The sequence below is a fragment of the Teichococcus aerofrigidensis genome, from assembly GCF_054073225.1.
In genome coordinates this window covers 22,914-45,490 of sequence record NZ_JBSXMU010000024.1, presented here as the reverse complement: position 1 = coordinate 45,490, position 22,577 = coordinate 22,914, and the positions used below count along the sequence as shown (strand labels likewise).

28 protein-coding genes and 1 pseudogene are annotated in these 22,577 nt (G+C 64.5%); 21 read left to right on the top strand and 8 right to left on the bottom strand.

What is annotated here, in order from left to right:
* Positions 1-23: 23 nt before the first annotated feature.
* A complete protein-coding gene (locus tag ACVMLK_RS07910; RefSeq protein WP_457486061.1) occupies positions 24-845 on the bottom strand; it encodes an IS5 family transposase in 822 nt (273 codons plus the stop codon).
* Positions 846-868: 23 nt separating this feature from the next.
* Here ACVMLK_RS07910 and ACVMLK_RS07905 point away from each other — a divergent pair, with 23 nt between their 5' ends.
* Positions 869-1,321, top strand: coding sequence for a hypothetical protein (locus tag ACVMLK_RS07905; RefSeq protein ID WP_457486097.1), 453 nt, complete (start codon positions 869-871; stop codon positions 1,319-1,321).
* A 230-nt stretch (positions 1,322-1,551) separates the two neighbouring features.
* Here ACVMLK_RS07905 and ACVMLK_RS07900 read toward each other — a convergent pair whose 3' ends face one another.
* Complete coding sequence (locus ACVMLK_RS07900) at positions 1,552-1,764, bottom strand: hypothetical protein (RefSeq protein WP_457486096.1); 213 nt, start codon at positions 1,762-1,764, stop codon at positions 1,552-1,554.
* 263 nt (positions 1,765-2,027) lie between these two features.
* Here ACVMLK_RS07900 and ACVMLK_RS07895 point away from each other — a divergent pair, with 263 nt between their 5' ends.
* From ACVMLK_RS07895 to ACVMLK_RS07885, 3 genes are all read left to right on the top strand, one after another.
* A complete protein-coding gene (locus ACVMLK_RS07895) occupies positions 2,028-2,660 on the top strand; it encodes an AAA family ATPase (RefSeq protein ID WP_457486095.1) in 633 nt (210 codons plus the stop codon).
* Positions 2,657-2,890, top strand: coding sequence for a hypothetical protein (locus ACVMLK_RS07890; RefSeq protein ID WP_457486094.1), 234 nt, complete (start codon positions 2,657-2,659; stop codon positions 2,888-2,890). The genes ACVMLK_RS07895 and ACVMLK_RS07890 overlap by 4 nt, the downstream gene beginning before the upstream one ends.
* Before the next feature lie 362 nt (positions 2,891-3,252).
* Entirely contained in the window at positions 3,253-3,816 is a 564-nt protein-coding gene (locus tag ACVMLK_RS07885; protein WP_457486093.1) for a helix-turn-helix domain-containing protein, read from the top strand.
* Between the two features lie 540 nt (positions 3,817-4,356).
* Here ACVMLK_RS07885 and ACVMLK_RS07880 read toward each other — a convergent pair.
* The gene (locus ACVMLK_RS07880; RefSeq protein ID WP_457486092.1) at positions 4,357-4,662 is read right to left on the bottom strand and encodes a PRC-barrel domain-containing protein; all 306 of its coding nucleotides are present in this window, start codon (positions 4,660-4,662) and stop codon (positions 4,357-4,359) included.
* 285 nt (positions 4,663-4,947) lie between these two features.
* On the bottom strand, positions 4,948-5,235 hold the full coding sequence (locus tag ACVMLK_RS07875; RefSeq protein WP_457486091.1) for a conjugal transfer protein TraD: 288 nt from the start codon (positions 5,233-5,235) through the stop codon (positions 4,948-4,950).
* Between the two features lie 418 nt (positions 5,236-5,653).
* On the opposite strand from ACVMLK_RS07875, the gene ACVMLK_RS07870 reads away from it, so the two are divergent.
* Positions 5,654-5,893 carry a type II toxin-antitoxin system Phd/YefM family antitoxin gene (locus tag ACVMLK_RS07870; protein WP_457486090.1) on the top strand — a complete coding sequence of 80 codons (240 nt, stop codon included), beginning with the start codon at positions 5,654-5,656 and terminating at the stop codon, positions 5,891-5,893.
* 3 nt (positions 5,894-5,896) lie between these two features.
* Positions 5,897-6,343, top strand: coding sequence for a PIN domain-containing protein (locus tag ACVMLK_RS07865; RefSeq protein ID WP_457486098.1), 447 nt, complete (start codon positions 5,897-5,899; stop codon positions 6,341-6,343).
* A gap of 288 nt (positions 6,344-6,631) precedes the next feature.
* Here the strand turns inward: ACVMLK_RS07865 and ACVMLK_RS07860 are convergent, their stop codons facing one another.
* A complete protein-coding gene (locus ACVMLK_RS07860) occupies positions 6,632-9,517 on the bottom strand; it encodes a Tn3 family transposase (protein WP_209228710.1) in 2,886 nt (961 codons plus the stop codon).
* Positions 9,518-9,642: 125 nt separating this feature from the next.
* On the opposite strand from ACVMLK_RS07860, the gene ACVMLK_RS07855 reads away from it, so the two are divergent.
* The 10 genes and pseudogenes from ACVMLK_RS07855 (at position 9,643) to ACVMLK_RS07810 (ending at position 16,026) form a co-directional block, all read left to right on the top strand.
* A complete protein-coding gene (locus tag ACVMLK_RS07855; RefSeq protein ID WP_000904906.1) occupies positions 9,643-10,257 on the top strand; it encodes a recombinase family protein in 615 nt (204 codons plus the stop codon).
* 65 nt (positions 10,258-10,322) lie between these two features.
* Positions 10,323-11,126, top strand: a complete 804-nt coding sequence (aph(3'')-Ib, locus tag ACVMLK_RS07850; protein WP_001082319.1) for an aminoglycoside O-phosphotransferase APH(3'')-Ib — start codon at positions 10,323-10,325, stop codon at positions 11,124-11,126.
* Positions 11,126-11,962 (top strand): aminoglycoside O-phosphotransferase APH(6)-Id, encoded by an 837-nt coding sequence (locus tag ACVMLK_RS07845; RefSeq protein WP_000480968.1) that lies wholly within the window; start codon positions 11,126-11,128, stop codon positions 11,960-11,962. The genes aph(3'')-Ib and ACVMLK_RS07845 overlap by 1 nt, the downstream gene beginning before the upstream one ends.
* 133 nt (positions 11,963-12,095) lie before the next feature.
* Entirely contained in the window at positions 12,096-12,578 is a 483-nt protein-coding gene (locus ACVMLK_RS07840) for a hypothetical protein (RefSeq protein WP_457486089.1), read from the top strand.
* A gap of 39 nt (positions 12,579-12,617) precedes the next feature.
* Positions 12,618-13,871 (top strand): annotated as a pseudogene (locus ACVMLK_RS07835) (type IV secretion system DNA-binding domain-containing protein).
* 102 nt (positions 13,872-13,973) lie between these two features.
* Positions 13,974-14,312 (top strand): helix-turn-helix domain-containing protein, encoded by a 339-nt coding sequence (locus tag ACVMLK_RS07830; RefSeq protein WP_457486088.1) that lies wholly within the window; start codon positions 13,974-13,976, stop codon positions 14,310-14,312.
* The gene (locus tag ACVMLK_RS07825; RefSeq protein WP_457486087.1) at positions 14,312-15,040 is read left to right on the top strand and encodes an ImmA/IrrE family metallo-endopeptidase; all 729 of its coding nucleotides are present in this window, start codon (positions 14,312-14,314) and stop codon (positions 15,038-15,040) included. Before ACVMLK_RS07830 ends, ACVMLK_RS07825 begins: the two co-directional genes overlap by 1 nt.
* A 103-nt stretch (positions 15,041-15,143) precedes the next feature.
* The gene (locus ACVMLK_RS07820) at positions 15,144-15,368 is read left to right on the top strand and encodes a DUF2188 domain-containing protein (protein ID WP_457486086.1); all 225 of its coding nucleotides are present in this window, start codon (positions 15,144-15,146) and stop codon (positions 15,366-15,368) included.
* Positions 15,369-15,441: 73 nt separating this feature from the next.
* Positions 15,442-15,729 carry a DUF3892 domain-containing protein gene (locus tag ACVMLK_RS07815; protein ID WP_457486085.1) on the top strand — a complete coding sequence of 96 codons (288 nt, stop codon included), beginning with the start codon at positions 15,442-15,444 and terminating at the stop codon, positions 15,727-15,729.
* A gap of 24 nt (positions 15,730-15,753) precedes the next feature.
* A complete protein-coding gene (locus tag ACVMLK_RS07810) occupies positions 15,754-16,026 on the top strand; it encodes a hypothetical protein (protein WP_457486084.1) in 273 nt (90 codons plus the stop codon).
* Here the strand turns inward: ACVMLK_RS07810 and ACVMLK_RS07805 are convergent, their stop codons facing one another.
* Positions 16,027-16,722 (bottom strand): recombinase family protein, encoded by a 696-nt coding sequence (locus tag ACVMLK_RS07805; RefSeq protein WP_457486083.1) that lies wholly within the window; start codon positions 16,720-16,722, stop codon positions 16,027-16,029.
* 405 nt (positions 16,723-17,127) lie between these two features.
* On the opposite strand from ACVMLK_RS07805, the gene ACVMLK_RS07800 reads away from it, so the two are divergent.
* The 5 genes from ACVMLK_RS07800 to ACVMLK_RS07780 all read left to right on the top strand — a co-directional run bounded on the left by ACVMLK_RS07800 (position 17,128) and on the right by ACVMLK_RS07780 (position 21,071).
* Complete coding sequence (locus ACVMLK_RS07800) at positions 17,128-17,997, top strand: hypothetical protein (RefSeq protein ID WP_457486082.1); 870 nt, start codon at positions 17,128-17,130, stop codon at positions 17,995-17,997.
* Complete coding sequence (locus ACVMLK_RS07795; protein WP_457486081.1) at positions 17,994-18,539, top strand: hypothetical protein; 546 nt, start codon at positions 17,994-17,996, stop codon at positions 18,537-18,539. The genes ACVMLK_RS07800 and ACVMLK_RS07795 overlap by 4 nt, the downstream gene beginning before the upstream one ends.
* 88 nt (positions 18,540-18,627) lie before the next feature.
* Positions 18,628-19,641: a helix-turn-helix transcriptional regulator gene (locus tag ACVMLK_RS07790; protein WP_457486080.1), complete on the top strand. Its 1,014-nt coding sequence runs from the start codon at positions 18,628-18,630 to the stop codon at positions 19,639-19,641.
* Entirely contained in the window at positions 19,641-20,432 is a 792-nt protein-coding gene (locus tag ACVMLK_RS07785; protein ID WP_457486079.1) for a PDDEXK-like family protein, read from the top strand. Before ACVMLK_RS07790 ends, ACVMLK_RS07785 begins: the two co-directional genes overlap by 1 nt.
* Before the next feature lie 9 nt (positions 20,433-20,441).
* The gene (locus tag ACVMLK_RS07780) at positions 20,442-21,071 is read left to right on the top strand and encodes a hypothetical protein (RefSeq protein ID WP_457486078.1); all 630 of its coding nucleotides are present in this window, start codon (positions 20,442-20,444) and stop codon (positions 21,069-21,071) included.
* A gap of 4 nt (positions 21,072-21,075) precedes the next feature.
* Here ACVMLK_RS07780 and ACVMLK_RS07775 read toward each other — a convergent pair whose 3' ends face one another.
* Together ACVMLK_RS07775 and ACVMLK_RS07770 are read right to left on the bottom strand one after the other, a co-directional pair.
* Positions 21,076-21,765 carry a recombinase family protein gene (locus ACVMLK_RS07775; RefSeq protein WP_457486077.1) on the bottom strand — a complete coding sequence of 230 codons (690 nt, stop codon included), beginning with the start codon at positions 21,763-21,765 and terminating at the stop codon, positions 21,076-21,078.
* A gap of 116 nt (positions 21,766-21,881) precedes the next feature.
* Positions 21,882-22,565, bottom strand: coding sequence for a M48 family metallopeptidase (locus ACVMLK_RS07770; RefSeq protein ID WP_457486076.1), 684 nt, complete (start codon positions 22,563-22,565; stop codon positions 21,882-21,884).
* Positions 22,566-22,577 lie beyond the last annotated feature (12 nt).

The window sequence follows — 22,577 nt, the reverse complement described above, 5'->3', positions numbered from 1 at the left end:
GCTAAGTGCCCGTTTGAGAATGGTCATGGATGGGCGATGCGCCTGATGAGGAGCGCCCCCATGCTGACGTGGATCATGGCTTCGGAAACGTCACAGCGTCGTTCGTAGTCGCGGACCAGGCGGCGCCAGCGGGTCATCCAGCCGAAGGTCCTCTCCACCACCCAGCGGCGCGGCAGAACTTGAAAGCCTTGCTGGTCTGCTAGCTTGCGCACGACCTCGATGACGAAGTCATGGTAGGCTGCAGCACTCATCAGCTTGCCGCGGTCATAGGCGCCGTCAGCGAACAGGTGCTTTAGCCAGGGCCAGCGCTTGCGGATCGCCTTGACGATCTGCTCGGCCCCGGCTGCGTCCTGCACGTCGGCCGCTGTTAGGTTGACCATCAGCAGACGGCCATCGGTATCCACCGCGATGTGGCGCTTGCGGCCCTTGAGGCGCTTGGCGGCGTCAAAGCCACCACCGCCCGGCACATGGGGCGACTTGATTGTCTGGCTGTCCAGAACTCCGGCGGAAGGGCTGGCCTCGCGCCCGACCCGCTCACGATCCAGCATCAGCGCGATGTTGTGCAAAGTGGCGAACAGGAACCGCCGTGCCAGCCGCCGGAACCACCAGTAGATCGTCTGCCATGGCCCGAAATGGACCGGCAGCATGCGCCAGCCACACCCTGACCGTGCCAGGTAGCGGATCGCATTCAGGACCTCGCGCAGGTCAACGCCTGGCCGCCTGCCGCGGGCGCTGCTGGGCGGCAGCAGCGCCCGAATGACCTGCCATTCCTGATCGGTCAGGTCCGTCGGATAGCGGCGCCGCTCAAACCCTGCCTGCCGTGCGCGATGTTCCTTGGTCCACATCCAGCCCATCTGGGCACGCGAGGATGCACAAACACCTCACCCGGAGCATTCTCAAACGGGCTCTCAGCGCGGGATGCAAGGCGAGCGGACGCCTATGGAATGGCAAGTTCAGAGGAGTGGCCGAAGGGGCCGAGAAGCCGGTAATGAACTTTCGCAAGAAGAAGCGCCACGCCAAACCGGCGAACCCCCAGGGTAAAAGCGTGGCCGAGGTTCCCGAGGGAATGTTTTGCTCGGGCTGCCCGCACTACGCTTCCAATCCATTGAAGGCGCCGGACGAGGGTGGCTATTGTCAGCTGCTCAACGTCGGGGACTGGATGCAGGGCGAGTTCCCGCTGTTATGGGATCGCATCAAGATCTGCCACATCAAGACCTTGGATGCGACAGCAACAGAGAAGCGTCGCTACCGCGCCAAAGTCGATGCCTTCAACACCCGCTGGGGCGGCTGGTCGCTGGCTTACGCCAATGACGCGGTCTAGCGGCCCCGGCATGGCCGCCAAGCTGGTTGGAAGAACCGCTCCCCCCGGAAGCGGTAGGCCATGCCGGCCCTGTCTCGTTCGCTCTCAGTGGCTAAGGAAACCTTGTCCAGCCAACTGCCTCACATGCCAGGTGAGGGGGATGAGTCGCTCACGGTGATCAGCAAGGTGGCGCTGCTTGGTGGGGGCTGTATAGGCCGGCGGCTCCGCTTGGTCGTCACGGGAGTGCGGCATCAGAGGAGGGCGCCGCCTCGCATGGGCTGGATGATGCGGCCGGCCGGTGTGGCGCGCACCATGGCGACGCGCTCAACAGGCCGGGCGCAGACACCACATCGCAGCCGGTCAGCCATCGCTTGCAGGCTCTGGTCACCCCAGGCGGTCAGCAGTTCACCGACGCAGAGGAGGCGGTTGGGCGGGCAGGCAGGGTCGCCGTATCGTGTCTGCACCTGCCCAGCCCAGCCAGCGAGAGAGTGGGCTGTCCGGTGCGCCCGGGGGCACGGTGAACGGCTCGGCACGGGGCTACATAGCCGAATCTCCTCTCTTCCCTCCTTGGACGACCTCAACCCTGAACGCGACCCTACATAACGAACAAATATAGAACAAAAGTCATCTAATAGAGCATTAGAGACTGAAACTGAGCAGAGTCTATGTACATTCGGAAAAATATATGTGTATATGCTGCTATATATCTGCATAGGAGTACGCGCACATGCGCACGCTGGTGATTGCCAGCCAGAAGGGGGGCGTTGGCAAGACAACGCTGACCGGCCATCTGGCGGTAGAGGCAGAAAGGCAAGGCGAAGGCACGGTGGCCATGATGGACACCGACGAGCAGATGAGTCTTTCCGGGTGGTTTCGAGTTCGGGAAGCTGAGACCCCAATCCTGGCCCAGCCGATCGAAGGGAACTTGCGAAAGACCCTTGATGCGATGCGAAAGGCGGGCGTTGATCTGGTGATCATCGACACGCCGCCGGCCATCACAGCCTCGATCTCGCTGACTGTTGCATTGGCGGATTTGGTGGTCATTCCGGTGCGCCCCTCACCGCATGACCTGCGCGCTGTAGGGAGAACAGTCGACATCGTCGAGCAACATGGCAAGCCGATGGTGTTTGTGGTGAATCAGGCAAACCAGCGAGCCAGAATAACAGCTCAGGCCGCAATCTCTCTCAGTCAGCACGGTGCAGTCGCTGACACCATCGTCCATTCCAGAACTGATTTCGCGTCATCTATGGCCGACGGTCGGACTGTGACGGAACTCGATCCGACCGGCAAAAGCGCAGCGGAGATCGCGGGACTTTGGTCATTCATCAAGACGCGCTTCGATCGAAAGGAAAGGCGATGAGCCCAAAGGATAAGCCGATCCTCACCGGCGACTTTATTGTCCGGAAGGATTCCATCCCGCAACAGGTAAAGCCACCAGTCGATGCCGGACCCGCCCCAAGGGTTGTTACCTCGATGCGGCTGAAAGTGGAGGACAACGAGTGGTTGCGGGAGATTGGCCACAACCTGCGAATGACCAAGACCGAGTTGATCGATGAAGCGATCTCTCTGCTGAGAGAGCGACATAAGTGAGTATGCGTATATAGCAGCATATACGCGAACAAACATGTATATGTTGCTATATATAGACTGGAAAAACAAAGCTCTAGACGTCAGTGCTCTGCCGAGGAATCATGTGCTCGTCGCTCTATCGTGGGGCGGCGGAATCGAGAAAGAGGTCGCCCCAGCAGAGAACCGCCAGAACAACCCCTTCCTGAAATCATGCCTGTCCCGCCTGCCAGGGCGGAACGAGATCAAACGAGAAGCTCAGATCTCAAGATAGGCACGTGTGTTGAAAGCCGCAAGATTCGCGGAATGGGAAAGCTGTGCCCTGTTGGCGGCCCAGGAGAGTGGGCATGCCTGATGTACGACCGCGCCCGGCGCGGGCCGGATCCGTGCGCGTTGCCGCGTGGCAGCGGCAGATCCTGGGCGATGCGGACCGGCGCCGCATCATGGAGGCCGCGCGCCGTCTGGAGCGGCTGACGCACCGGCCAGGGCTGCATGGCGGCTGTCTGCGCCGCACCGGGATCACCCTCCTCTGGACCCTGCTCTATCGCGGTCCGTCGCGGCATGGCGTCTGCGATCCCAGCCTCGAGCAGCTGGCACGCTGGGCGGGCTGTGCCCGGTCGACCGTGCAACTCGCCCTGCAGCGGCTCGAAGCAGCCGGCATCCTGGGCCATGTCCGGCGCGGCCTGGTGGTCGGCGGCCGCTGGTCGCAATGGACCTCGGCCTATCTGTTCGCCACGCCGGACCGCTGGGCTCCAAGCGATACCGACGCTCGGTCAGTCGAAGTCTCTCCAGTGAAAAAGAAGCTCAGGAAGGCGCGAGAAGAGGAGGGACGAGACAGCCTGCCGGTCGCTGCGTTGCAAGGCTTGGCGGCGAAATGGGGATTGCTGCCAGAGGCGATCAGCACGGCCAATTGGGGCGACCGGCCGGCCTGGCCGGCAGCCTCGCGATAAGCGGACATTTTATCGACAGTACGTCCTGGCGACGTTCCGTGGAGGTGATCGTGCGTCAAGCCCGCATCATTGTCTTGGCTCGACGCTGTCGGATCTGGCGGCCATCAAACGTCGTGCTGCCGCGTATTCCGGGCCTGCTCCGCCTTGGGCCAGAAAGGCTTCCACGGCGAGCTCGGTCATGTGGCCTCCTGAGGATAGGTTGGCCTCGTGCCGCCCCAGGTATCGACCGGAAATCGGATCCTGGAGCAACTACCAAGTGTCGCCATTCGGGCTGCGATAAAGTAGATCAAATGGATCGCTCATGGCTTGGTCCTGATGCTGTGAGAGGCCGTCAGCGAAGCGCGGCACACGCCACGAAGGCGAGCGGAACGCCCCACCGACAGGACCACGATTGGACGGTGGGAGAGGCTCTGAATCCTCTCCCACCCTCGTCGCTTGGCTGCCGTTCAGATCTGCGGCACGCCATAATAGTCGGACACGCGCCTGCCATAGCCGGGCGTCGTCCAGGGTGTTTCGTCCGCCGCATAGCTTGGCGCCCCCTCAAGCTGCTCGCGGCTGACATTCACCACGTAGCCGCCCTGCTGCGGATCGTAGGTCAGGGATTTCCAGGGGTGGCGGATGGTAGCTCTCGCCAATGCCCAGAAAACCGCCGAAGCTCATCACTGTGTAGGACACCTGGCCCGAGTACTTATCGAGCATGACGGTGTGGATCGAGCCGAGCTTGTCGCCCTGTGGGTTGTACATCGAGGTGCCCTCGACCTTGTCCAAGGAAATCAGCCGGTCGGTCTCATCCGCGCCGGCATCGCTGACCTCGCCGGGGCCCGAAAGTGGTGTCTGATCCGACATGGTTATCTCCCTGCTGCTGCCGCCTGCTGAAGGCCGGGACCGACGGTTCGAGGGCTTGCCTGCGCCGTCGTCCTCAATGCGCACCCGGCGCAAGCTGGGCGGTGGGGAAGCGTGAGACGGCAGGACATTTCCGGGTCGATCCTGGCGGATAGGGAACGCCGGGCCCTGCCATTGTCTGCTGCCTTCCCTGGGCCCTGAGCGATAGATGCGACGGGCGGGCGGAGCGCCTCGCAGAAGCAGCCCCAGGCTTCTGCGAGGCGCTCCCAGGCCGGGCGCTGTTCAAGCCTATCCTGCGATAACATCGCCCGCCCTGGCTTGCTGCTCCGCGGAGAAGACCCGATCGCCTTCGCGCCGAAAACGCCGTTTGGCGGCTTCCCCTTCCGGTCCGTTGATCGCCTCGGCGGTGAGCAGCAGGGCACCAAAGATCACGGCGGTTTCTTCCTCGCCGAGCCCGGCCTTGATCACCAAGCCACCGAGCTGGATCTTATTGCGGGTGTCCTGCTTGCGAGCGTCCATGCGCAGACGGCTCAGCTGGCGGTCATGCCGGATCAACTGGCGCCGCAGCCGGCTCACCGGTCTGGCCCAGCCCGGCTCGGAAGAGGTCCCCGCGCAGGGCGAGAGCCTGCGCGCGGCGTTCCCTGCGACCGCGGCAGCGCCGGATCGGGGCGAGCAGCTGCGAGCGGCGTTCGCGCGGGAGCCAACCCGCGAAACCGGACAGGAGGCGGAAGCGCGCCGGCAGGCGCTGCGGCAGCCCGATCCGCCGGCGGTGGAACGCGGACAAGACCGGGACAGGGGGCCGGAGCGGTAGGGCGGGCTGGGCGAGCCATTCCGGAGTGCCTGTCGGCTGGCTGATCGCCGGGCTGGTTTTGGCAATGACGGCGCCATCATCGACGTCTGGACCCGATGCTCACTACATACGCGGCAACAGGATCTCCTCTTGCACCCGGGCACCGCAGGCCACAATATGACTACAGTGGTTACGGAGGCTCCTGTGCAGGAAATCCAGCTTCGCGATGCCAAGGCCACCCTGTCAGCCGTCGTGGATCAGGCGAAGGCCGGGCAGCCTTCGGTGATCACCCGGCATGGTCGCCCCGAGGCGGTGGTGGTGAGCTTCGAGGAGTGGCAGCGCCTGTCCCAGGTGCCTTCTTTCGGCCGTCTGCTGATGGCAGCACCGCTGGAGGAGGACGACCTGCCGTCCCGCCAGGGTGGCCTGCGCGATGCGGGGCTCTAACCCCTGTACCTCGTCGACACCAATGTTCTCTCGGCCGCGGCTCCGACCAAAGCGGTGGCCGCGCCAGACCTCGCAAGCTGGATGGACCGCAACAGCCCCTGCCTTTTCCTTTCGGTTATCACGGTGACCGAAGTGGAGGATGGCATCGCCAAGGCCCGCCGTCAGGGTGCCACCAGGAAAGCCGAGAGGCTGTCGGAGTGGCTCGAGACCGTGCTGCACCTTTATGGCGCCCGGATCCTTCCCGTAGATCTGCCAGTGGCAAGGTATATGGGACGGCTCGCCGATCTGGCCCGGGGCAAGGGCTATGACCCTGGCTTGGCAGACGTGACCATCGCCGCCACTGCCCTGCAGCACGGCTACACCGTTCTGACGCGGAATCTTCGAGACTTCGAACCTCTGGAAGTGCCGGCGCTGGATCCTTTCTCAGCACTGCCCTCAGACTTTTCATAAGTCAGGGTGCCCTGCTGCGATCCACGCCCTGCTACTGCTTCTGATTAGATCCGAGCAGCGGCTCACCACCAGGCCTAGCGTCTTCTTGTATAACAACTATTTTAAGTTGTGCAGTCTGTCGCCTCCAGGCCGTTTGCGCCACCTGCCTTGAGCTTGTCCGCAGGGGATGGCCATCGCCCGCCATCCTCCTCAGCTGGTGAGAGGAGAACCCATGCTGTCACGTCCCGACGAGAAATGGCTGCTGCCCGTGCTGGGGGGGTCGTTTGCGGGAGGGGGCGGAATCCTACGCTAAGGCTTTGGCCAGCGATATTCTCCGGTGAGATTGATGTGTTCCCATCCGAGCGGCGAAACATGGGCCAAGAGATCGGGCGATAGCAGCTTTCCATCGCGTTTCTGGTTTGCAACGACCTCGCCGAGCTTCATGGTGTTCCAGAAGATGATGATGGCGGCGAGCAGATTCATGCCGGCGATGCGGTAATGCTGGCCTTCGGCGGAACGGTCGCGGATTTCACCGCGGCGGTGGAAGCTGATTGCCCGCTTCAGCGCATGATGAGCTTCGCCTTTGTTGAGCCCGATCTGGGCACGCCGTTGGAGTTCGGCATCCAGAATCCAGTCGATCATGAACAGGGTGCGCTCGACGCGACCGACTTCCCGCAGGGCTGTCGCGAGCTCGTTCTGCCGCGGATAGGAGGCGAGTTTCCGCAGAATCTGGCTTGGCGCGACGGTCCCGGCAGCAATGGTGGCGGCGATGCGCAGGATGTCGGGCCAATTGCGCTCGATCATGGCTTGGTTGACCTTTCCGCCGATCAACGCTCGCAGGTGCGCCGGGGCGGCCGACGGATTGAACGCGTAGAGCCGTTTGGATGGCAGGTCGCGGATGCGCGGAGCGAACCGGTAGCCGAGAATGGCACATGCGGCAAAGACGTGATCGGTGAAGCCGCCCGTGTCGGTGAACTGCTCGCGGATATGGCGTCCAGCATCGTTCATCAGCAGGCCATCGAGGATGTAAGGCGCTTCGCTTGCCGTTGCAGGAATCACCTGGGTTGCGAACGGCGCATATTGGTCGGAGACGTGGCTATAGGCTTTCAGGCCCGGGGTATTGCCATATTTCGCGTTGACCAGGTTCATGGCCTCACCTTGCTCTGTAGCGACGAAGAACTGTCCGTCGCTCGAAGCCGACGTGCCCATGCCCCAGAACCGGGCCATGGGTAACGCTGCCTGTGCCTCGACCACCATGGCCAGCGCCCGGTCATAGGCTTCGCCCTCGACCTGCCACCGTCCAATGCGGATCAATTCCCAGAAGGTGTGGGTGTTTGTCGCATCCGCCATTTTGCGCAAGCCGAGGTTGATCCCTTCCGCCAAGATAACGTTCATTAGCCCGATCCGGTCAGCGCAGGGTGCTCCTGTGCGCAGATGGGTGAACGCTTCGGTGAAGCCGGTCGCCGCATCCACCTCCAGCAGGAGATCGGTGATGCGCGTGGGCGGGATCTGCTTGTAGAGATCGAGCACCAGATCTTCGGCGCCTGTCGGCGCGGCGGCTTCGAGTTTCTCGATATGCAGAACGCCGTTTTCAATCGACCCGCCCGGGATCGTGCCTGCGCGAGCGGCACGGCCAAGCTCGCGCAACCGCATGTCGAGGCGAGCTTGCCGGTCTGCCAGCCATTCCTCCGGCCGCAATGGCACAGCGAGACGACCGCCTTCCGCGATGGATTGTGCCGGAACGAGTGCGTGTTTCAGATCGCCATAGCGCCGGGACCTAGTAAGCCAGACATCTCCGGAGCGGAACGCATCGCGCAGATGGAACAGCACCGCGATCTCCCATAGGCGAGCGTCGCCAGCCCTCTGGGCCCGAAGGTGGCGATGCCATTTCGAGCTGGGCCGCAAGAAGCTGGTCATCGCGGCATCGTTCAAACCGGTACGAAGGGCCGTCACCGCTTCCAGAAGCGGCAGTGCAACGGGCGCAGCTCGCAGATCGAGCAGGCGCAACATGCGTGGAGCGTATCGGCGGAAGCGGTGATAACCGTCGAGCACATGATTGAGCGGATCGTCGGCCATGGTGGCGGTCAGCCTGGTTGCCATTGCAACAAGGGTTTTTAAGCCGTCCCACCCTGACCCACTCGCGATGACATCGCCCAGCGGCTGGCCATCATCCTGTGCATCGACCAGGGCGCCCCCGATCTCGGCGAAGGATTTCAGGGTGTCACGCACCACCCCCGCTTCGTCTGCGACCTTTGCATGGCAAATACGCTCCGAAGCACGGTAGAGACGGCCGACGATCCGGTCGTGGGTTTCGACCACTGCGTCGGCCAACATCGCCTGCCATTCCGAGACGCAAACAGCCAAGATCGCAAGCCGCCTGTCCTCCGGGAGATCGCGCATGCCGTCGGCATAATACCGTTCACCCTGCCTGCGCAGACGAGTCACCCGATGGGCAGGAACGCCGGCAAGCAGATCCTCGGGGAGATCGATGCGTTGCAGATATTCGAGCCGGTCGAGCAGCCGGTTGGCCGACGAAGAGTTCGAGCCAGGCTCGAACTGGCGCAGCCACACAAAACGGGTCACCCGATCATCAGCCGTCTCCTCGAGCAATGCCAGCAACTGTTCTCGGATCGACATAGGCAGCCGACTGGCGATCCTCGTCTCGATGCGTCGCTCGGCATCGACGAGAGCCGCGGCACAAAGCCGCTCGATCGTGGATGTCGCGGGAAGGACAGTGCGGGTGCGTCGGCACTCGGCTACGAAGCGACGGGCGATATCCTCGTTCGACACCGCCATCTCGGCTTCTCGGAACAACCATTCCTTCAGCTCGCTCGCACCACGTCCGGAGAAGGTGCGGAAGCCGTAGAGCCCCCGTAACTCGGCAAGATGCTCGTGCCGTGTTTCCTCGCGGGCAGCATAGTCTACGAGATCGTCGGCACCCAGGCCAAGCTGCGCTCCGATAAATTCGATGACCTCTGCAGGGATCAGTTCGCCTGGAGCCAGCACCCGGCCGGGATAGCGCAGGACACACAATTGCAGGGCGAAGCCGAACCTGTTGTGAGCGCGCCGACGCAGCCTGATATGCCCAAGGTCTTCATCACTCAGCGTATAGTGCTTGAGCAAATCCGTCTGTGAAGTCGGCAAGCGCAACAGCGCGTCTTTCTGCCGATCGGTTAGAGTGACGCGACGCGGCATACATGTTCCTTTTTCAAAATCTGATAGCGTTCAAGACGCTTTGTTTATGAAGCTGGTTGAGATACATTTCCAGAGGTCAATGCAATCGTGGCCGAAGCGCCGCCTCAAACCAACGTTTGTGATACATGCTGATCGGATATGCCCGCGTCTCCAAAGCCGATGGCTCGCAGTCTCTCGACCTGCAGCACGACGCCTTGCGCGCCGCAGGTGTCGAACGGGACAATATCTATGATGATCTTGCTTCCGGCGGTCGTGATGATCGCCCTGGCTTGACTGCCTGCCTCAAGTCATTGCGTGACGGCGATGTGCTGGTGGTCTGGAAGCTCGATCGCCTCGGACGATCGCTTGCCCATCTGGTCAACACGGTGAAGGAGCTGTCAGACCGCAAGATCGGCCTGCGGGTTCTGACTGGAAAGGGCGCTCAGATCGACACCACGACTGCGTCCGGTCGCATGGTGTTCGGAATCTTCGCCACCTTGGCCGAGTTCGAGCGGGATCTGATCCGAGAGCGCACCATGGCGGGTCTCGCCTCCGCGAGAGCGCGCGGTCGCAAGGGCGGACGAAAATTCGCGCTCACCAAAGCTCAGGTGCGTCTCGCGCAAGCCGCCATGGCCCAGCGCGATACTTCAGTTTCCGATCTCTGCAAGGAACTCGGCATCGAGCGCGTCACTCTCTACCGATATGTCGGTCCCAAAGGCGAGCTCAGAGACCATGGAAAGCATGTTCTCGGACTTACGTAGCAACTCGTTTCTTTTCGCAGGTTGAGCCACCTCCGCGCTTCATCAGAAAACTGAAGGAACCTCCATTGAATCGAACTAATATTTTTTTTGGTGAATCGCATTCTGACTGGTTGCCTGTCAGAGGCGGAGAATCTGGTGATTTTGTTTTTCGACGTGGTGACGGGCATGCCTTCGCGAAAATCGCACCTGCTTCCCGCCGCGGTGAGCTCGCTGGAGAGCGTGACCGCCTCATTTGGCTCAAAGGTCGAGGTGTGGCTTGCCCCGAGGTGATCAACTGGCAGGAGGAACAGGAGGGTGCATGCTTGGTGATAACGGCAATTCCGGGAGTACCGGCGGCTGATCTGTCTGGAGCGGATTTGCTCAAAGCGTGGCCGTCAATGGGGCAGCAACTTGGCGCTGTTCACAGCCTATCGGTTGATCAATGTCCGTTTGAGCGCAGGCTGTCGCGAATGTTCGGACGCGCCGTTGATGTGGTGTCCCGCAATGCCGTCAATCCCGACTTCTTACCGGACGAGGACAAGAGTACGCCGCAGCTCGATCTTTTGGCTCGTGTCGAACGAGAGCTACCGGTGCGGCTCGACCAAGAGCGCACCGATATGGTTGTTTGCCATGGTGATCCCTGCATGCCGAACTTCATGGTGGACCCTAAAACTCTTCAATGCACGGGTCTGATCGACCTTGGGCGGCTCGGAACAGCAGATCGCTATGCCGATTTGGCACTCATGATTGCTAACGCCGAAGAGAACTGGGCAGCGCCAGATGAAGCAGAGCGCGCCTTCGCTGTCCTATTCAATGTATTGGGGATCGAAGCCCCCGACCGCGAACGCCTTGCCTTCTATCTGCGATTGGACCCTCTGACTTGGGGTTGATGTTCATGCCGCCTGTTTTTCCTGCTCATTGGCACGTTTCGCAACCTGTTCTCATTGCGGACACCTTTTCCAGCCTCGTTTGGAAAGTTTCATTGCCAGACGGGACTCCTGCAATCGTCAAGGGATTGAAACCTATAGAAGACATTGCTGATGAACTGCGCGGGGCCGACTATCTGGTATGGCGCAATGGGAGGGGAGCAGTCCGGTTGCTCGGTCGTGAGAACAATCTGATGTTGCTCGAATATGCCGGGGAGCGAATGCTCTCTCACATCGTTGCCGAGCACGGCGACTACCAGGCGACCGAAATTGCAGCGGAACTAATGGCGAAGCTGTATGCCGCATCTGAGGAACCCCTGCCTTCTGCCCTTCTCCCGATCCGGGATCGCTTTGCAGCTTTGTTTCAGCGGGCGCGCGATGATCAAAACGCAGGTTGTCAAACTGACTACGTCCACGCGGCGATTATAGCCGATCAAATGATGAGCAATGCCTCGGAACTGCGTGGGCTACATGGCGATCTGCATCATGAAAACATCATGTTCTCCAGTCGCGGCTGGCTGGTGATAGATCCCGTCGGTCTGGTCGGTGAAGTGGGCTTTGGCGCCGCCAATATGTTCTACGATCCGGCTGACAGAGACGACCTTTGTCTCGATCCTAGACGCATTGCACAGATGGCGGACGCATTCTCTCGTGCGCTGGACGTCGATCCGCGTCGCCTGCTCGACCAGGCGTACGCTTATGGGTGCCTTTCCGCAGCTTGGAACGCGGATGGAGAAGAGGAGCAACGCGATCTAGCTATCGCGGCCGCGATCAAGCAGGTGCGACAGACGTCATACTAGATATCAAGCGACTTCTCCTATCCCCTGGGAACACATCAATCTTACCGGAGAATATCGTTGGCCAAAGCCTTAGCGTAGGATTTCGCCCTCTCCCGCAAACGACCCCCTGGGGCTCGTCGCCTGCGGCGGCGCGATGGTGCTGGCCTGGACCAAGGCCGCGTCGCAATTGATCCCGCCGGGCTATCGTCTGAACCTGTGGGATCTGGCCCGGGAACACTGGCGCTACACCAACAATTTGGCCGCCTATCTCGACTGGCGCTGGCCGCAGATGATCGAGGGCGGCTATCCGCAGGCCTTCCTCGCCGCGGCGCTGCCGGGAGCGCTGGCCATCGGGCTGCTGGTCGCGGTGACGCGCTGGACCTGGATCGCCATGGTGCAGGCGGCGCTGGGCTGGGCCGTCGGCGGGCTGCTGGGCCTGGGGCTGATGCGCTGGGCGCCGCTGCCGAGCGAGGCGCTGCGCGGCCTGGTCATGCCGGGGCTGGCGCTGCTGCTCGGGGTGCTGGCGCCGCTGTTGCTGCTGCCGCCGCGCGATCCGACGCCGCTGCGCGGCACCCGCATCATGCGGCATAAAGGCAAGAGCTGGCGCGCCGCCAGACAGGCGATACGCAAGGGGTAGACCGCCCTGGCCGGGGTGGTGCTGCATTCCTAGGCGGAGGTGCGGCACCTGGCGGTGATCGGTATCACCGGCAGCGGCAAGTCGGTGGCGCTGCAGGGGCTGATGCAGACCGCCTTCGCGCGCGGCGACCGGCACGTGGTCGCCGATCCGGATGGCAGCGCCCTGCGGCTGTTCCACCGCGAAGGCGACGTGATCCTGAACCCGGCCGATGCCCGCAGCGCGCGCTGGGACATGCTGGCCGAGATCGAGGAGCCGACCGATTACCGGCTGCTGGCCGAGACGGTGGTGCAGTCCGCGCAGGCGGAGGGGGGCAGCGAATGGGTCTCCTGCGCGCGCGAGGTGTTCGCCGCCTGCCTGGAAACATAGCACCGGCATGCGCTGGGTGACACCGAGGCGTTCGTCGCGGCAATGGCCACCGCCGGGCGGGACAAGCTGGCGCAGCTCTGCGAGGGTACCGCGGCGCAGCGCTACTTCGAGACCGGCAACGAGAAGATGCTGGCCGGCATCATGGGCACGCTGGCGCCCGCCCTGGGCAGCCTGCGGCCGCTCGCCGGTGTGCAGGGCGCGCCCTTCTCGGTGCGGCGCTGGATGCGGGAAGGCGGGGGCACGCTGTGGATGCCCTACCGGGCCAAGCAGATCCCGGCGCTGCGCGGGCTGATCTCCTGCTGGATGGGGCTGGCGATCTCCGAGGCGCTGTCGCTGCCGCCCTCGGCGACGCGGCGGATCTGGTTCCATGTCGACGAGCTGGACGCCTTTGCCGATCCGGCGGCGCCGGGGCTGATCCGCGCCTGGCGCGAATTCTCGCCGCGCGAGCTGTACCCCACCGGATATGCGCCAAGCCGCAACGTCCGCACGCTGGTGACGGTGGATGAGCGGGCGGATGGCTGGCACATCTGCTTCATGCAGGATTGGGGCACGCCAGGGCCCAGCGTCACCAACACCGTCGAGCTGCTGGCGACCGCCATGTATCGCGAGGCCTGCGCTATCGCTGAACAGCAGGCCGGCCGCGCTGGCGGCGTGCGTGGTCTGGTGGGGCGGGTCAGGAGCCGCCTGGGTCTGGCACAGCCCGATCCGGCGCGCTTCTGGTTCTACGAGCACACGCCGCCGCGTGGCGACGGCCTGCTGCGGGAAAGCTTCCGTCGCGTGGTGCTGCGCTTTGAGGGGGGCCAGTACCGGCAGTCGGAGTGGCAGTGCTACAAGGTCGTTCCCGCGCTGATCCAGTCGGCCCGGTACGATTGTGCGCGCGAGGCTTCTCAAGGGAAAGGCCAGACACTTCTGCCCAAGCAGAACTAAGGTGGGTCCATAGTAGGTACGCTGGCGCTCAGTCGTTGACGGCCGAAACCTTCTGCCGCACGCTGCTTCGCGGATCAGCGTAGCAAGGAATAGCGGGACCAAGTGGCGGATGAGGTGACATTCGGCGGGGCCGTGGCCGCTGCCCGCAAGACGCTCCGGCTGAGCCAGAAGGATCTCGCCGCACGCGTCCTGAAGGAGGACGGTTTCCCGATCACTCCGCAGTATCTCAACGATATCGAACACGACCGGCGGAGCCCGACGACGGACCACATGGTATCTGCCCTCGCCGAGGCGCTCGGCGCGGACCCGGAGTACTTCTTCATCCTTGCAGGGAAGGTGCATCCCGAGGACATCCGCAAGGCCGCGTCCGCGTCGCCGGAGCGTGTGCGAGAGGCGGTGCTCGCCTTCCGGAAGAGCCTCAGCAAGGGGAAGCGACGCTGATGGTCCGCTATATTCCGGACCCGACGGGACGCTTCCAGCAACGGCCATTCTATACGGAGGCTGAACTTGACCGGGAGTGCGAGAGCATCGTCATCCGGTTCCTGCGGAAGCATCGCGGGAAGGTCGAGTTCCCGATCGAGACCGAGGATCTCAAGACCCTGATCGAGGATGAGGTCCAGGACCTCGACCAGTATGCCGACCTGAGCGCCTACGGGTCAGATGTCGAGGGCGTCACCGTGTTCGAGCCGGGCCGAAAGCCCCGTGTCCGCATCGCAGCCTCCCTCGCCGAGGATGACCGGCGGGAGAACCGTCTGCGTACGACGCTGACCCACGAGTACGGCCACGTGCGATTCCATGGGTACCTCTTCGAGGCACACCCGAGGACAGCGGATCTCTTCGAACCGGTCCGCGCGAAGCCGCGAGTCGTGAGCTGCAAACGCGATGGGATGATCGACGCCCCGAAGGGTGACTGGATGGAATGGCAGGCGGGGCATGTGTGCGGCGCGCTGCTCATGCCGGTGTCGGCCGTGAGGAGGACGATCGTGCCCTTCCACGAGCGGCTGGGCTCGTCCGAGCCGGTGCGCGCCACAGGCGAGGTCGGGCAGGAGATGATCGAGGCCGTGGTAAAGGCCTACCAGGTCTCGCGGGACGCGGCGCGCGTGCGGCTCTCCTGCCTCGGCTACCTCGGCATCCCCTCAGGTTCCGGAACCCTCTTCGCGTCTCTTTGAGCGACTGAACGAATCGGTCTTGAAACCAGCCGAGGATCGCTCCACCTTTCAGTATACGCACATCTGCTGATTAGCGGTGTGGCGAGGAAAGGAGGTGATTCACATGGCAGGCAAGAACCAGCACGTCGTTCCCCACGAGGACGGCTGGGCGGTCCGCGGCGCGGGCTCCCAGCGGGCGACCGCGGTGTTCGACACGCAGCGCGAGGCAATCGACCGGGCGCGGGAGATCTCCCGCAACCAGGACTCGGAACTGCTGATCCATGGCCGCAATGGCCGCATCCGTGAGCGCGACAGCAACGGCAACGACCCCACCCCCCCACGGGGCTGACCTGGAGAGGGCCGTGTCCTTGGACAGGGTCCTTTCTCCCCTTCCCCACGAACGCAGTGCCAGAGGAGGCAGCATGGCGGACTACCGGATCGACTGCATCAACAGGCCTGATCACGATAGTCGACATGACCGGATCACGCACGCCGGCGGGTCGAAACCAGACGGTGCGGGTCGCTGGAAGGACACCGTCCCCAACATCGTCCGGTTCATCGAGACGAAACAGCACCGCTTCTATACGGGCAACGGCAATCATCGGACCTGGGTGGGCGTGCGCACCAGCGTCGCTGGCCACAAGTACATTCAGACCTACGCGAACGAGCAGTGGAACGACAACCTGCTTGCTCAGCCCGAGTGCTCGTAATCCTCAGCAACAGGAGCTAACCCTATGTTCAAGATTACGGGCCTCGACAAGCTGACGCGGGAGATGGACGAGCTTGCGAAATTCACGAAGGCGATCGATGGCAGACTCGTCAACGTGAGGTTTGATCCCAAAGATCCTGCAAGCATGCAAGCGGCCATCCGCCAGATGGAGGCGGCGGTGGACGCGAAGGCGGCGCCATACCGGTCCAACAAGCTGGTGATGGACCTTGCGGCCAAGAGCAAGGAACAGTTTCGCCGGGCAATTCGCTCGCGGAAGTCCCCCTCGGCCTCGTGCTGATCAGCCGGATGCGCGGTCCAGCACTCGCCTTACCTGCCACGGCCGCCATTCCGCCCCTCCCCGCGGCGTCCGCACGCCGCGGGCAGTGAGTGCGTCCGCGAGCTGCTGGAGCGTCGTTGCCCCCGCTCGACGCGCCGCCTCGACATAGGGCAGCACCTCTGCCGCGCGCCGGGCGGCCTGCCCCGACCACACCACGCGGGCGTTGGCGGCGGTGGTGGTATCGCCCGGCCGAAGCTGCGGGTTGCCGAGCCGGACTCCTCTCGCCTTCGCAGCAGCTAACGCTGCCTTTGTCCGCGTTGACGTCGCCCGGGCCTCCTCTTCCGCGACGAGGGCCATGACGCCGATGGTGAGACGGTTGGCGTAGGGCATATCGGCGGCGAGGAACTCGATGCCGGCTTTTTCCAGGCCGAGCAGGAAGTGGGCGTCGCGCGCCAAGCGGTCGAGCTTGGCAATGAGGAGGGTGCAGCGGCGCAGGCGGCACTCGGCCATGGCGAGCGCAAGCTGAGGGCGGTCGCGCTTTCTCCCGCTCTCGACCTCCTCGAAGGCGGCGACCACGGTTCCGCCGCAACCGACCACATGGCGGGCAACAGCCTCGCGCTGGGCCCCGAGGCCGAGACCGGAGCGTCCCTGCTTGTCGGTGGAGACGCGGTAATAGGCCACGAAGCGCAGGCCGGCGGGGGCGGTTTGGACGGTCATAAGGCTTCGATCCTGCCCTGCCGCGCCTCATTTCACAATCTGAAAGGTCCCTTTCTAACATGCATCCTGGCACTTAACTCCGCCCGTTTTTGACGGAACTGGTCAGTAAGACGCCTCCATCAACATGGAGACCTTCTCGTGAGCCGGACCAAGAGCCACGCTGATGCCGAACGCCTTCGCGCGACTGCCCTGCGCCACCTCGGCCTCGACCTGCCGCCCTCCGTCCGTGAGCCTGTCGCGGCCTCTGCCGTGCGCTGGCTCACGGCGTCGCCGTCCCGCACCCGTCCGACGACTCATGGGCATCTTCGCCTTTCGCCCACCGCGACCCGCACCCTCGACCGCGTCAAGCGCGCCCTTGCCTGGATGAGTGACCCGCGGCGCCATCACGGCGGGGAAACTTCTGCCATGGCCCGCAAGACGCTCCGCGCTGCGGAGGAGGAGCGCGTGGACTTCCCCGGCCTCATCGGCCTCTGCGACCTGTTTCAGCGTCAGCGCACCGCTGCAATCCGGGCAAGAGCGCTGCGTAAGCCGCGCACGACGACCCTCACGGTCGCCCTACCCCGCACGGAGGCGAGCGCGTCGCGGATCACCTCCGAGGCCGCGCTCGCCGCGCTTGGGCGCGAGGCGGGCAACTGCCTCGCCGACCTCGGCCCCGGCGACCGTCATCGGCGCGACCTGCGGGCCGGCGACGCCGAGTTCTGGCGCATCGCGGACGCGGACGGCCAACTCCTCGTCGTCGTCCGGACCGATCCCTCGGATGCCACGGTGGAGGAGGCGCACGGGCCCCGGAACGCCATCCCCACGCCCCGCGCCCGCGCGGCTCTTGTCGAGTTCATCGCCGCTCGAGGCCTGTCGGCAAGAAGCGGGATGTACCCCGCCGCGATCTCAACGGAACTCGTGGAGGCATTCGCGGCAGGAACCCTCCTGCAGCGGGAGGCCATCGTCGCGGGCGTGCCCTGCCAGATCGAGATTGCCGCGCTCACGGTCGCCGGCGTGGCGGGCAGTGGGGAGGGGTGCTGGATGCTGACGAGGGGCGCCGGCTGGTACAGCCCGTGGTCCTGGACCGCGAGGGCGTTCCCGCCGGTGCAGAGTGACAGGGAGGAAGAGGACGAAGAGATCCACGTTGCCGAGGCGATTGCGCGGGGGTGGCTCCGCGCCGCCTGCCGCGCTGACCCGGGCTTTGCCCTCGACCTCCACGCCGCCTTCGCCGAGGCCCCTGCTTGGTTCCGCGACGACTGGTTCGGGACGGCCCTGGAGGAGGGCGGCGCGCGGTGAGCATCCCCTCCGCCAAGGCCCCGCCCCCGGATGCGACCGTCTTTCTCGACTTTGAAGCCTCCTCGCTTGGGGGCTGGCCGGTCGAGGTCGGCCTCGCCTGGTTCGATCCCTCGGCCCCTGCCGAGGGCTTCCTGAGCGTCAGCTTTCTCCTTCGCCCCGAACCTGACTGGGACGAGGTGGACTGGGATCCGCTAGCGGCGGTGGTGCACGGCATCGCGCTCGACAACCTCCGCCGCGAAGGTACGCCTGCCCCCGAAGCCGCCCGCGCGGTTGCCCGCCTCGTGGCCGGCCGCACCCTCATGAGCGATGCCGCCGATTTCGATAGTGCCCTCCTCCTGCGCCTCTTCGAGGCGATGCCGGAGGCGGCACCGGACGTGCGTGTCCTCGACCTCGCAGGCCTTCTTCGCCGGCTCGAGCCGGAGGCAGTCGCGCTCTACGACGCCACCCTCGCCGCAACACCGACACCCCACCGGGCCGGCCCGGACGCGCTCCGACTTGCCCGCGCTTGGCACGCGGCGCTCACCGGGCCGCATGGGCCCTGACCCGTCGTCCGGCTCGACGCGGAAGCGGCGGGCGCGCAACAATGGCGTCCTCATGTGGGATATCTCGCCCCCGTCACGCCACGCTCAGGTGAGCGCGCTCCTCCGGCTCGCACTCGACATGGCGGGCACGCGCGAGGGGCTGTCGCTCGCCGACATCGCGGCTCGGGCCGGGGTGTCACGGCGCACCGCCGAACGCCACCTCGCCGTGCTGAAGGTCGTCTTCCCGGCGGTCGAGCCCGTTCTCGGCGATGGTCGGTCGCTCCGCTGGCGCCTCCCGTACGGCTACGTCTCCCCCTTCCTCGCACCCACCGCCATCGAGTTGGCCGAACTGGACGCCGCAGCCGCGCGACTGCAGCGCGAGGGCGCGCCGCCCGAACGCGCCGCCGCGCTCGAGAGTCTTGCCGCTCGCGTCCGCGCAGCGACGCGCTCGGGCCCTCTCCTCAGGGTGGCGCCAGACGTCGAGAGGCTCATGGAGGCCGAGGGCACGGCGGCTCGCCCGGGACCGCGGCCGGCACTCGTCCCCGGTCTGCTCGCGAAGGTCCGCCAAGCGATCCTCAGCGATCACGAGCTCGATATCACCTACGCCCGGCCGGGCGCGGAGCCCACTATGCGACGCCTCCGACCGTTCGGCGTGCTGCACGGCGCCCTGCCCTACCTCGTGGGCTCCGTCGCCGGCACCCCAGGCGACCCGACGCTCTTCCGGTTGGACCGCGTCCGGGGCGTCGCGATCCGACCGGAAACCTTCGTCCGCGATCCCGGCTTCGACCTCGCGGCCTGGGCGGAACGGTCCTTCGGCGTGTTTCAGGGTGACGAAGCGGACGACGTGGTGCTGCGCTTCTCGGCTGCGATCGCGGCCGACGCGCGGGCTTGGCGGTTCCATGGCACGCAGACGACAGAGGAGCTGCCCGACGGACGGCTCCTCGTCCGGTTCACCGCCTACGGCCGGCGCGAAATGGTCCACCACCTTGCAACCTGGGGCGAGCACGTTGAGGTGCTGGAGCCGGCCAGCCTGCGGCGGGAGCTAGCAGCGTGGGCGCGGGATCTCGCTCGGCATCACCGGCGCGCGAGCGCAATCGTCAGCAGGGACAAGGAGGAGGCGTGATGTCGTTCGTCCTATGCGGCAGTGACCGCACAGCCCAGGGGCTGCGCTCCTTTCTCGACTGCCTCGCTGTCCTCCGATCACCGGCCCGCGCCAAACCGATGTGCGGCCTCCTTCGCTTCCTGGAGCGTGCCGGTCCTCTTCTCCGCGAGCCGGCCTCCGTACCCACGCCTCCTCTCTCCACGCCATCGCTCGACCCTATGTGCCTGGAGGAGATCATGCACCGGCTCGCGGAGCCGATCCGGTCGGCGCGCACGGCGGGCGCATTCCTCAATGTCTGGTCCGTCGCTAGCTTAGGGCGAAACGAACTGCGCAACGCGGCGGTGCTCGCATGGTTCCTCGACCCACGCGGCTCCCACGGCCTCGGTCCCGCGGTGCTCCGGGACCTCCTTCGCCTCGCGGCTGATCGCGCCGGATGGCTATTCTTCGCCGCAAACCCCTCGCGAGCGGTGGTGCGCACAGAGGATTGGCCGCTCGGAAGCGAGACGGACCGCGTGGACATCGCGATCGACGGCGACGACTTCGTCGTCTTCATCGAGGTGAAGATCGACGCGATCGAAGGGTCGGAGCAGTTGGCTCGCTATGTGGAGCGCGCGAGGGAGAAGGCACGCGTCCTCCGGAGGCCGCATGCCCACGTCATCTACCTGAGTCCCCGCCCTCCCACGGCGAATTACTCTGGCCTTGCCACCGTGACGTGGCAGGACGTCGCGCGGCTGCTCGCGCGAAGGAAGCGCGATGGCCTTGCCGGTATCCTGGCCGATCAGTTCGCCCAGCACGTTCGCACCCTTTCCTGAGGAGTGACCATGTCAGAACCCGAACTCGATAGCCTCATCGTCCAACACCTCGCAGACCTCGATAGGACAACGCTTCGGATCGGCCTCATTCAGGGCCTGGTTCTTGAGGCCCTGTGTGAGATCGTAGCGGAGTGGGCGGAGGAGAACGGGTGGCACGCCGATTTCAAAATGGCGGAGGATGGGATTTGGTTTGCCGACTGCTGGCTCGCGCCGCGTGGTTGGCGGACAAAGGACTCCAAGAAGGAGGATGCGTATGACGCATGGTTTGAGCTGGACGCGGGAGCAGGGGACGATCAGGAGTGGAGGGAGGGTCAGGACACTTGGTTCCTTACTCGCCTTTGCCGAGTCGGCTTCGGTCAGGTCGGGCTCAAGTTCAAGACGGATCTGAGGAAAGGGCGGGCTTGGAAACAGGCTTTCGCGCAGATGGGGGAGATCGTGAAGGACACAAAATTTGCTCCCGACGCGGAGTACTCATTCTTCCTCCCCTTTAACCTTGAAGCGGCGGCGCTTGCTCGTGCCCTGGAGGAGGAGAATGTCGGGTCTGCGCTTGAACCTTTCAGCAGTATCCTGGAAGAGTTGAGGCGGGCACTGCCAGCCTTCGACAATGTCGTCCAGCATCTCCGGCCCGAAGTGACCTGAAAAGTCAGAGACAGGTGCTCAGCATCGCCCGCCGGACCTGGGCGGGCGACCAGCGCCGGCCGCCGCGTGACGCCGGCACGCCGCGGGCCATGAGGGCCTCCGCAACCTCTGCAAGCGTCGTAGCCCCCGCACGGCGCGCTCCCGCGATGTAGGGCAGCACTGCAGCCGCGCGCCGCCGAGCATTCTCCACCTGCACGGCGTTGCCCTTGGCGGAAGCAGCAGGATCGCCCGCGAGCACGCGAGGGTTGCCGAGCTGTACGCCACGCGCCCTTGCGGCAGCGAGCGCCGACTTGGTGCGCGCCGAGGTCATGCGTGCCTCCTCCTCGGCGACGGCGGCCAGGATGTGCACGGTGAGGCGGTTCACCGCCGACATGTCGGCGGCGACGAACTCGACGTCGCTCTCCATGAGATTTGACACGAAGGCGACGTTGCGGGCGAGGCGGTCGAGCTTGGCGATGACGAGGGTGGCGCGTCCGGTGCGGCAGGCGGCGAGGGCTGCGGCGAGTTGCGGCCGGTCCTTCTTCCGCCCGCTCTCCACCTCGACGAACTCGGTCGTGATGACGCCCCCCGTGCCGATGACGTGGCGGGCGACGGCCTCACGCTGCGCCTCGAGGCCGAGGCCAGAGCGGCCCTGTCCCTCGGTCGAGACGCGGAGGTAGGCGATGAAGTGGGGTGGCGTCTCGGGGTCGTCCATGGCGCGATCGAAGCCGGGCCGGGCCTATTTTTCAACCCCAAACGACCGTTTGAGGAATTGTGACACCTCGCCACGCAGTACAACTTCCCCATCATACGTAATGGCCGGAACCCGCTTCAGAGCAGAAAGTGCTCCAGTCGCTGCTTGCGCTCCTCCCAGTCCGCCATGTAGCGCACCAGGAGTTGCCAGAACGCCGGCCCATGGTGTGGCTCAAACCGATGGCACAGTTCGTGGCAGATCACGTAATCTATGCACGGGGTTGGCGCCTTAATCAGGTTCCGGTTCAGCACTAGCCGCCCTCCGGGCGTCATCGAGCCCCAACGTCCCTCCAGCTTTCGAATGATTAGCCCAGTAGGCCGCGCTCGATCCGGTTCGCGGAAACCAGCTACGGTCTGTTCAATCCGCTCCAAGAATTTCTTCTTGGCACGATCCATGTACCACGCTTCGACCAACTCACGTGTCGCCTCGCGGTCCCGCGGTCGATGGCTATCGACGAGGAGAAATCCGCGCGTCAGCCGGACGCCTGCCTGGATGCCCAGCCTTACCTTCAGGCGGTACTGCCTTCCTAGGTAGAGGTGGGTTTCTCCCGAGACGTATTCCCGCGGCGGAGTTCTCTCGGCGAAGCTGACAAAAAAGCGTCGCTGCCGTGCAATCCATGCGGCTCTCTTGCGGACGACCTCCGTCACCTTCTCGATCGAGGCACCAGCCGGCGCTACGACATGAACGTCGCCACCCGGTAGAACGCTTATCTCGACCGTCTTCCGGTTCCGCCGCTCGACACGGAATTCGATGGCGTCCAAGCCGTACTCCAA

What these genes read in the sequence shown, in the direction of transcription:
- ACVMLK_RS07815 (WP_457486085.1), top strand. Translation starts at nt 15,442, where the DNA reads ATGGCGGACTACCGGATCGACTGCATCAACAGGCCTGATCACGATAGT.
- ACVMLK_RS07895 (WP_457486095.1), top strand. Translation starts at nt 2,028, where the DNA reads ATGCGCACGCTGGTGATTGCCAGCCAGAAGGGGGGCGTTGGCAAGACA.
- ACVMLK_RS07800 (WP_457486082.1), top strand. Translation starts at nt 17,128, where the DNA reads ATGGCCCGCAAGACGCTCCGCGCTGCGGAGGAGGAGCGCGTGGACTTC.
- ACVMLK_RS07905 (WP_457486097.1), top strand. Translation starts at nt 869, where the DNA reads ATGCACAAACACCTCACCCGGAGCATTCTCAAACGGGCTCTCAGCGCG.
- ACVMLK_RS07845 (WP_000480968.1), top strand. Translation starts at nt 11,126, where the DNA reads ATGTTCATGCCGCCTGTTTTTCCTGCTCATTGGCACGTTTCGCAACCT.
- ACVMLK_RS07780 (WP_457486078.1), top strand. Translation starts at nt 20,442, where the DNA reads ATGTCAGAACCCGAACTCGATAGCCTCATCGTCCAACACCTCGCAGAC.
- ACVMLK_RS07890 (WP_457486094.1), top strand. Translation starts at nt 2,657, where the DNA reads ATGAGCCCAAAGGATAAGCCGATCCTCACCGGCGACTTTATTGTCCGG.
- ACVMLK_RS07805 (WP_457486083.1), bottom strand. Translation starts at nt 16,722, where the DNA reads ATGACCGTCCAAACCGCCCCCGCCGGCCTGCGCTTCGTGGCCTATTAC.
- ACVMLK_RS07820 (WP_457486086.1), top strand. Translation starts at nt 15,144, where the DNA reads ATGGCAGGCAAGAACCAGCACGTCGTTCCCCACGAGGACGGCTGGGCG.
- ACVMLK_RS07825 (WP_457486087.1), top strand. Translation starts at nt 14,312, where the DNA reads ATGGTCCGCTATATTCCGGACCCGACGGGACGCTTCCAGCAACGGCCA.
- ACVMLK_RS07785 (WP_457486079.1), top strand. Translation starts at nt 19,641, where the DNA reads ATGTCGTTCGTCCTATGCGGCAGTGACCGCACAGCCCAGGGGCTGCGC.
- ACVMLK_RS07860 (WP_209228710.1), bottom strand. Translation starts at nt 9,517, where the DNA reads ATGCCGCGTCGCGTCACTCTAACCGATCGGCAGAAAGACGCGCTGTTG.
- ACVMLK_RS07775 (WP_457486077.1), bottom strand. Translation starts at nt 21,765, where the DNA reads ATGGACGACCCCGAGACGCCACCCCACTTCATCGCCTACCTCCGCGTC.
- ACVMLK_RS07880 (WP_457486092.1), bottom strand. Translation starts at nt 4,662, where the DNA reads ATGTCGGATCAGACACCACTTTCGGGCCCCGGCGAGGTCAGCGATGCC.
- ACVMLK_RS07810 (WP_457486084.1), top strand. Translation starts at nt 15,754, where the DNA reads ATGTTCAAGATTACGGGCCTCGACAAGCTGACGCGGGAGATGGACGAG.
- ACVMLK_RS07855 (WP_000904906.1), top strand. Translation starts at nt 9,643, where the DNA reads ATGCTGATCGGATATGCCCGCGTCTCCAAAGCCGATGGCTCGCAGTCT.
- ACVMLK_RS07840 (WP_457486089.1), top strand. Translation starts at nt 12,096, where the DNA reads ATGGTGCTGGCCTGGACCAAGGCCGCGTCGCAATTGATCCCGCCGGGC.
- ACVMLK_RS07910 (WP_457486061.1), bottom strand. Translation starts at nt 845, where the DNA reads ATGTGGACCAAGGAACATCGCGCACGGCAGGCAGGGTTTGAGCGGCGC.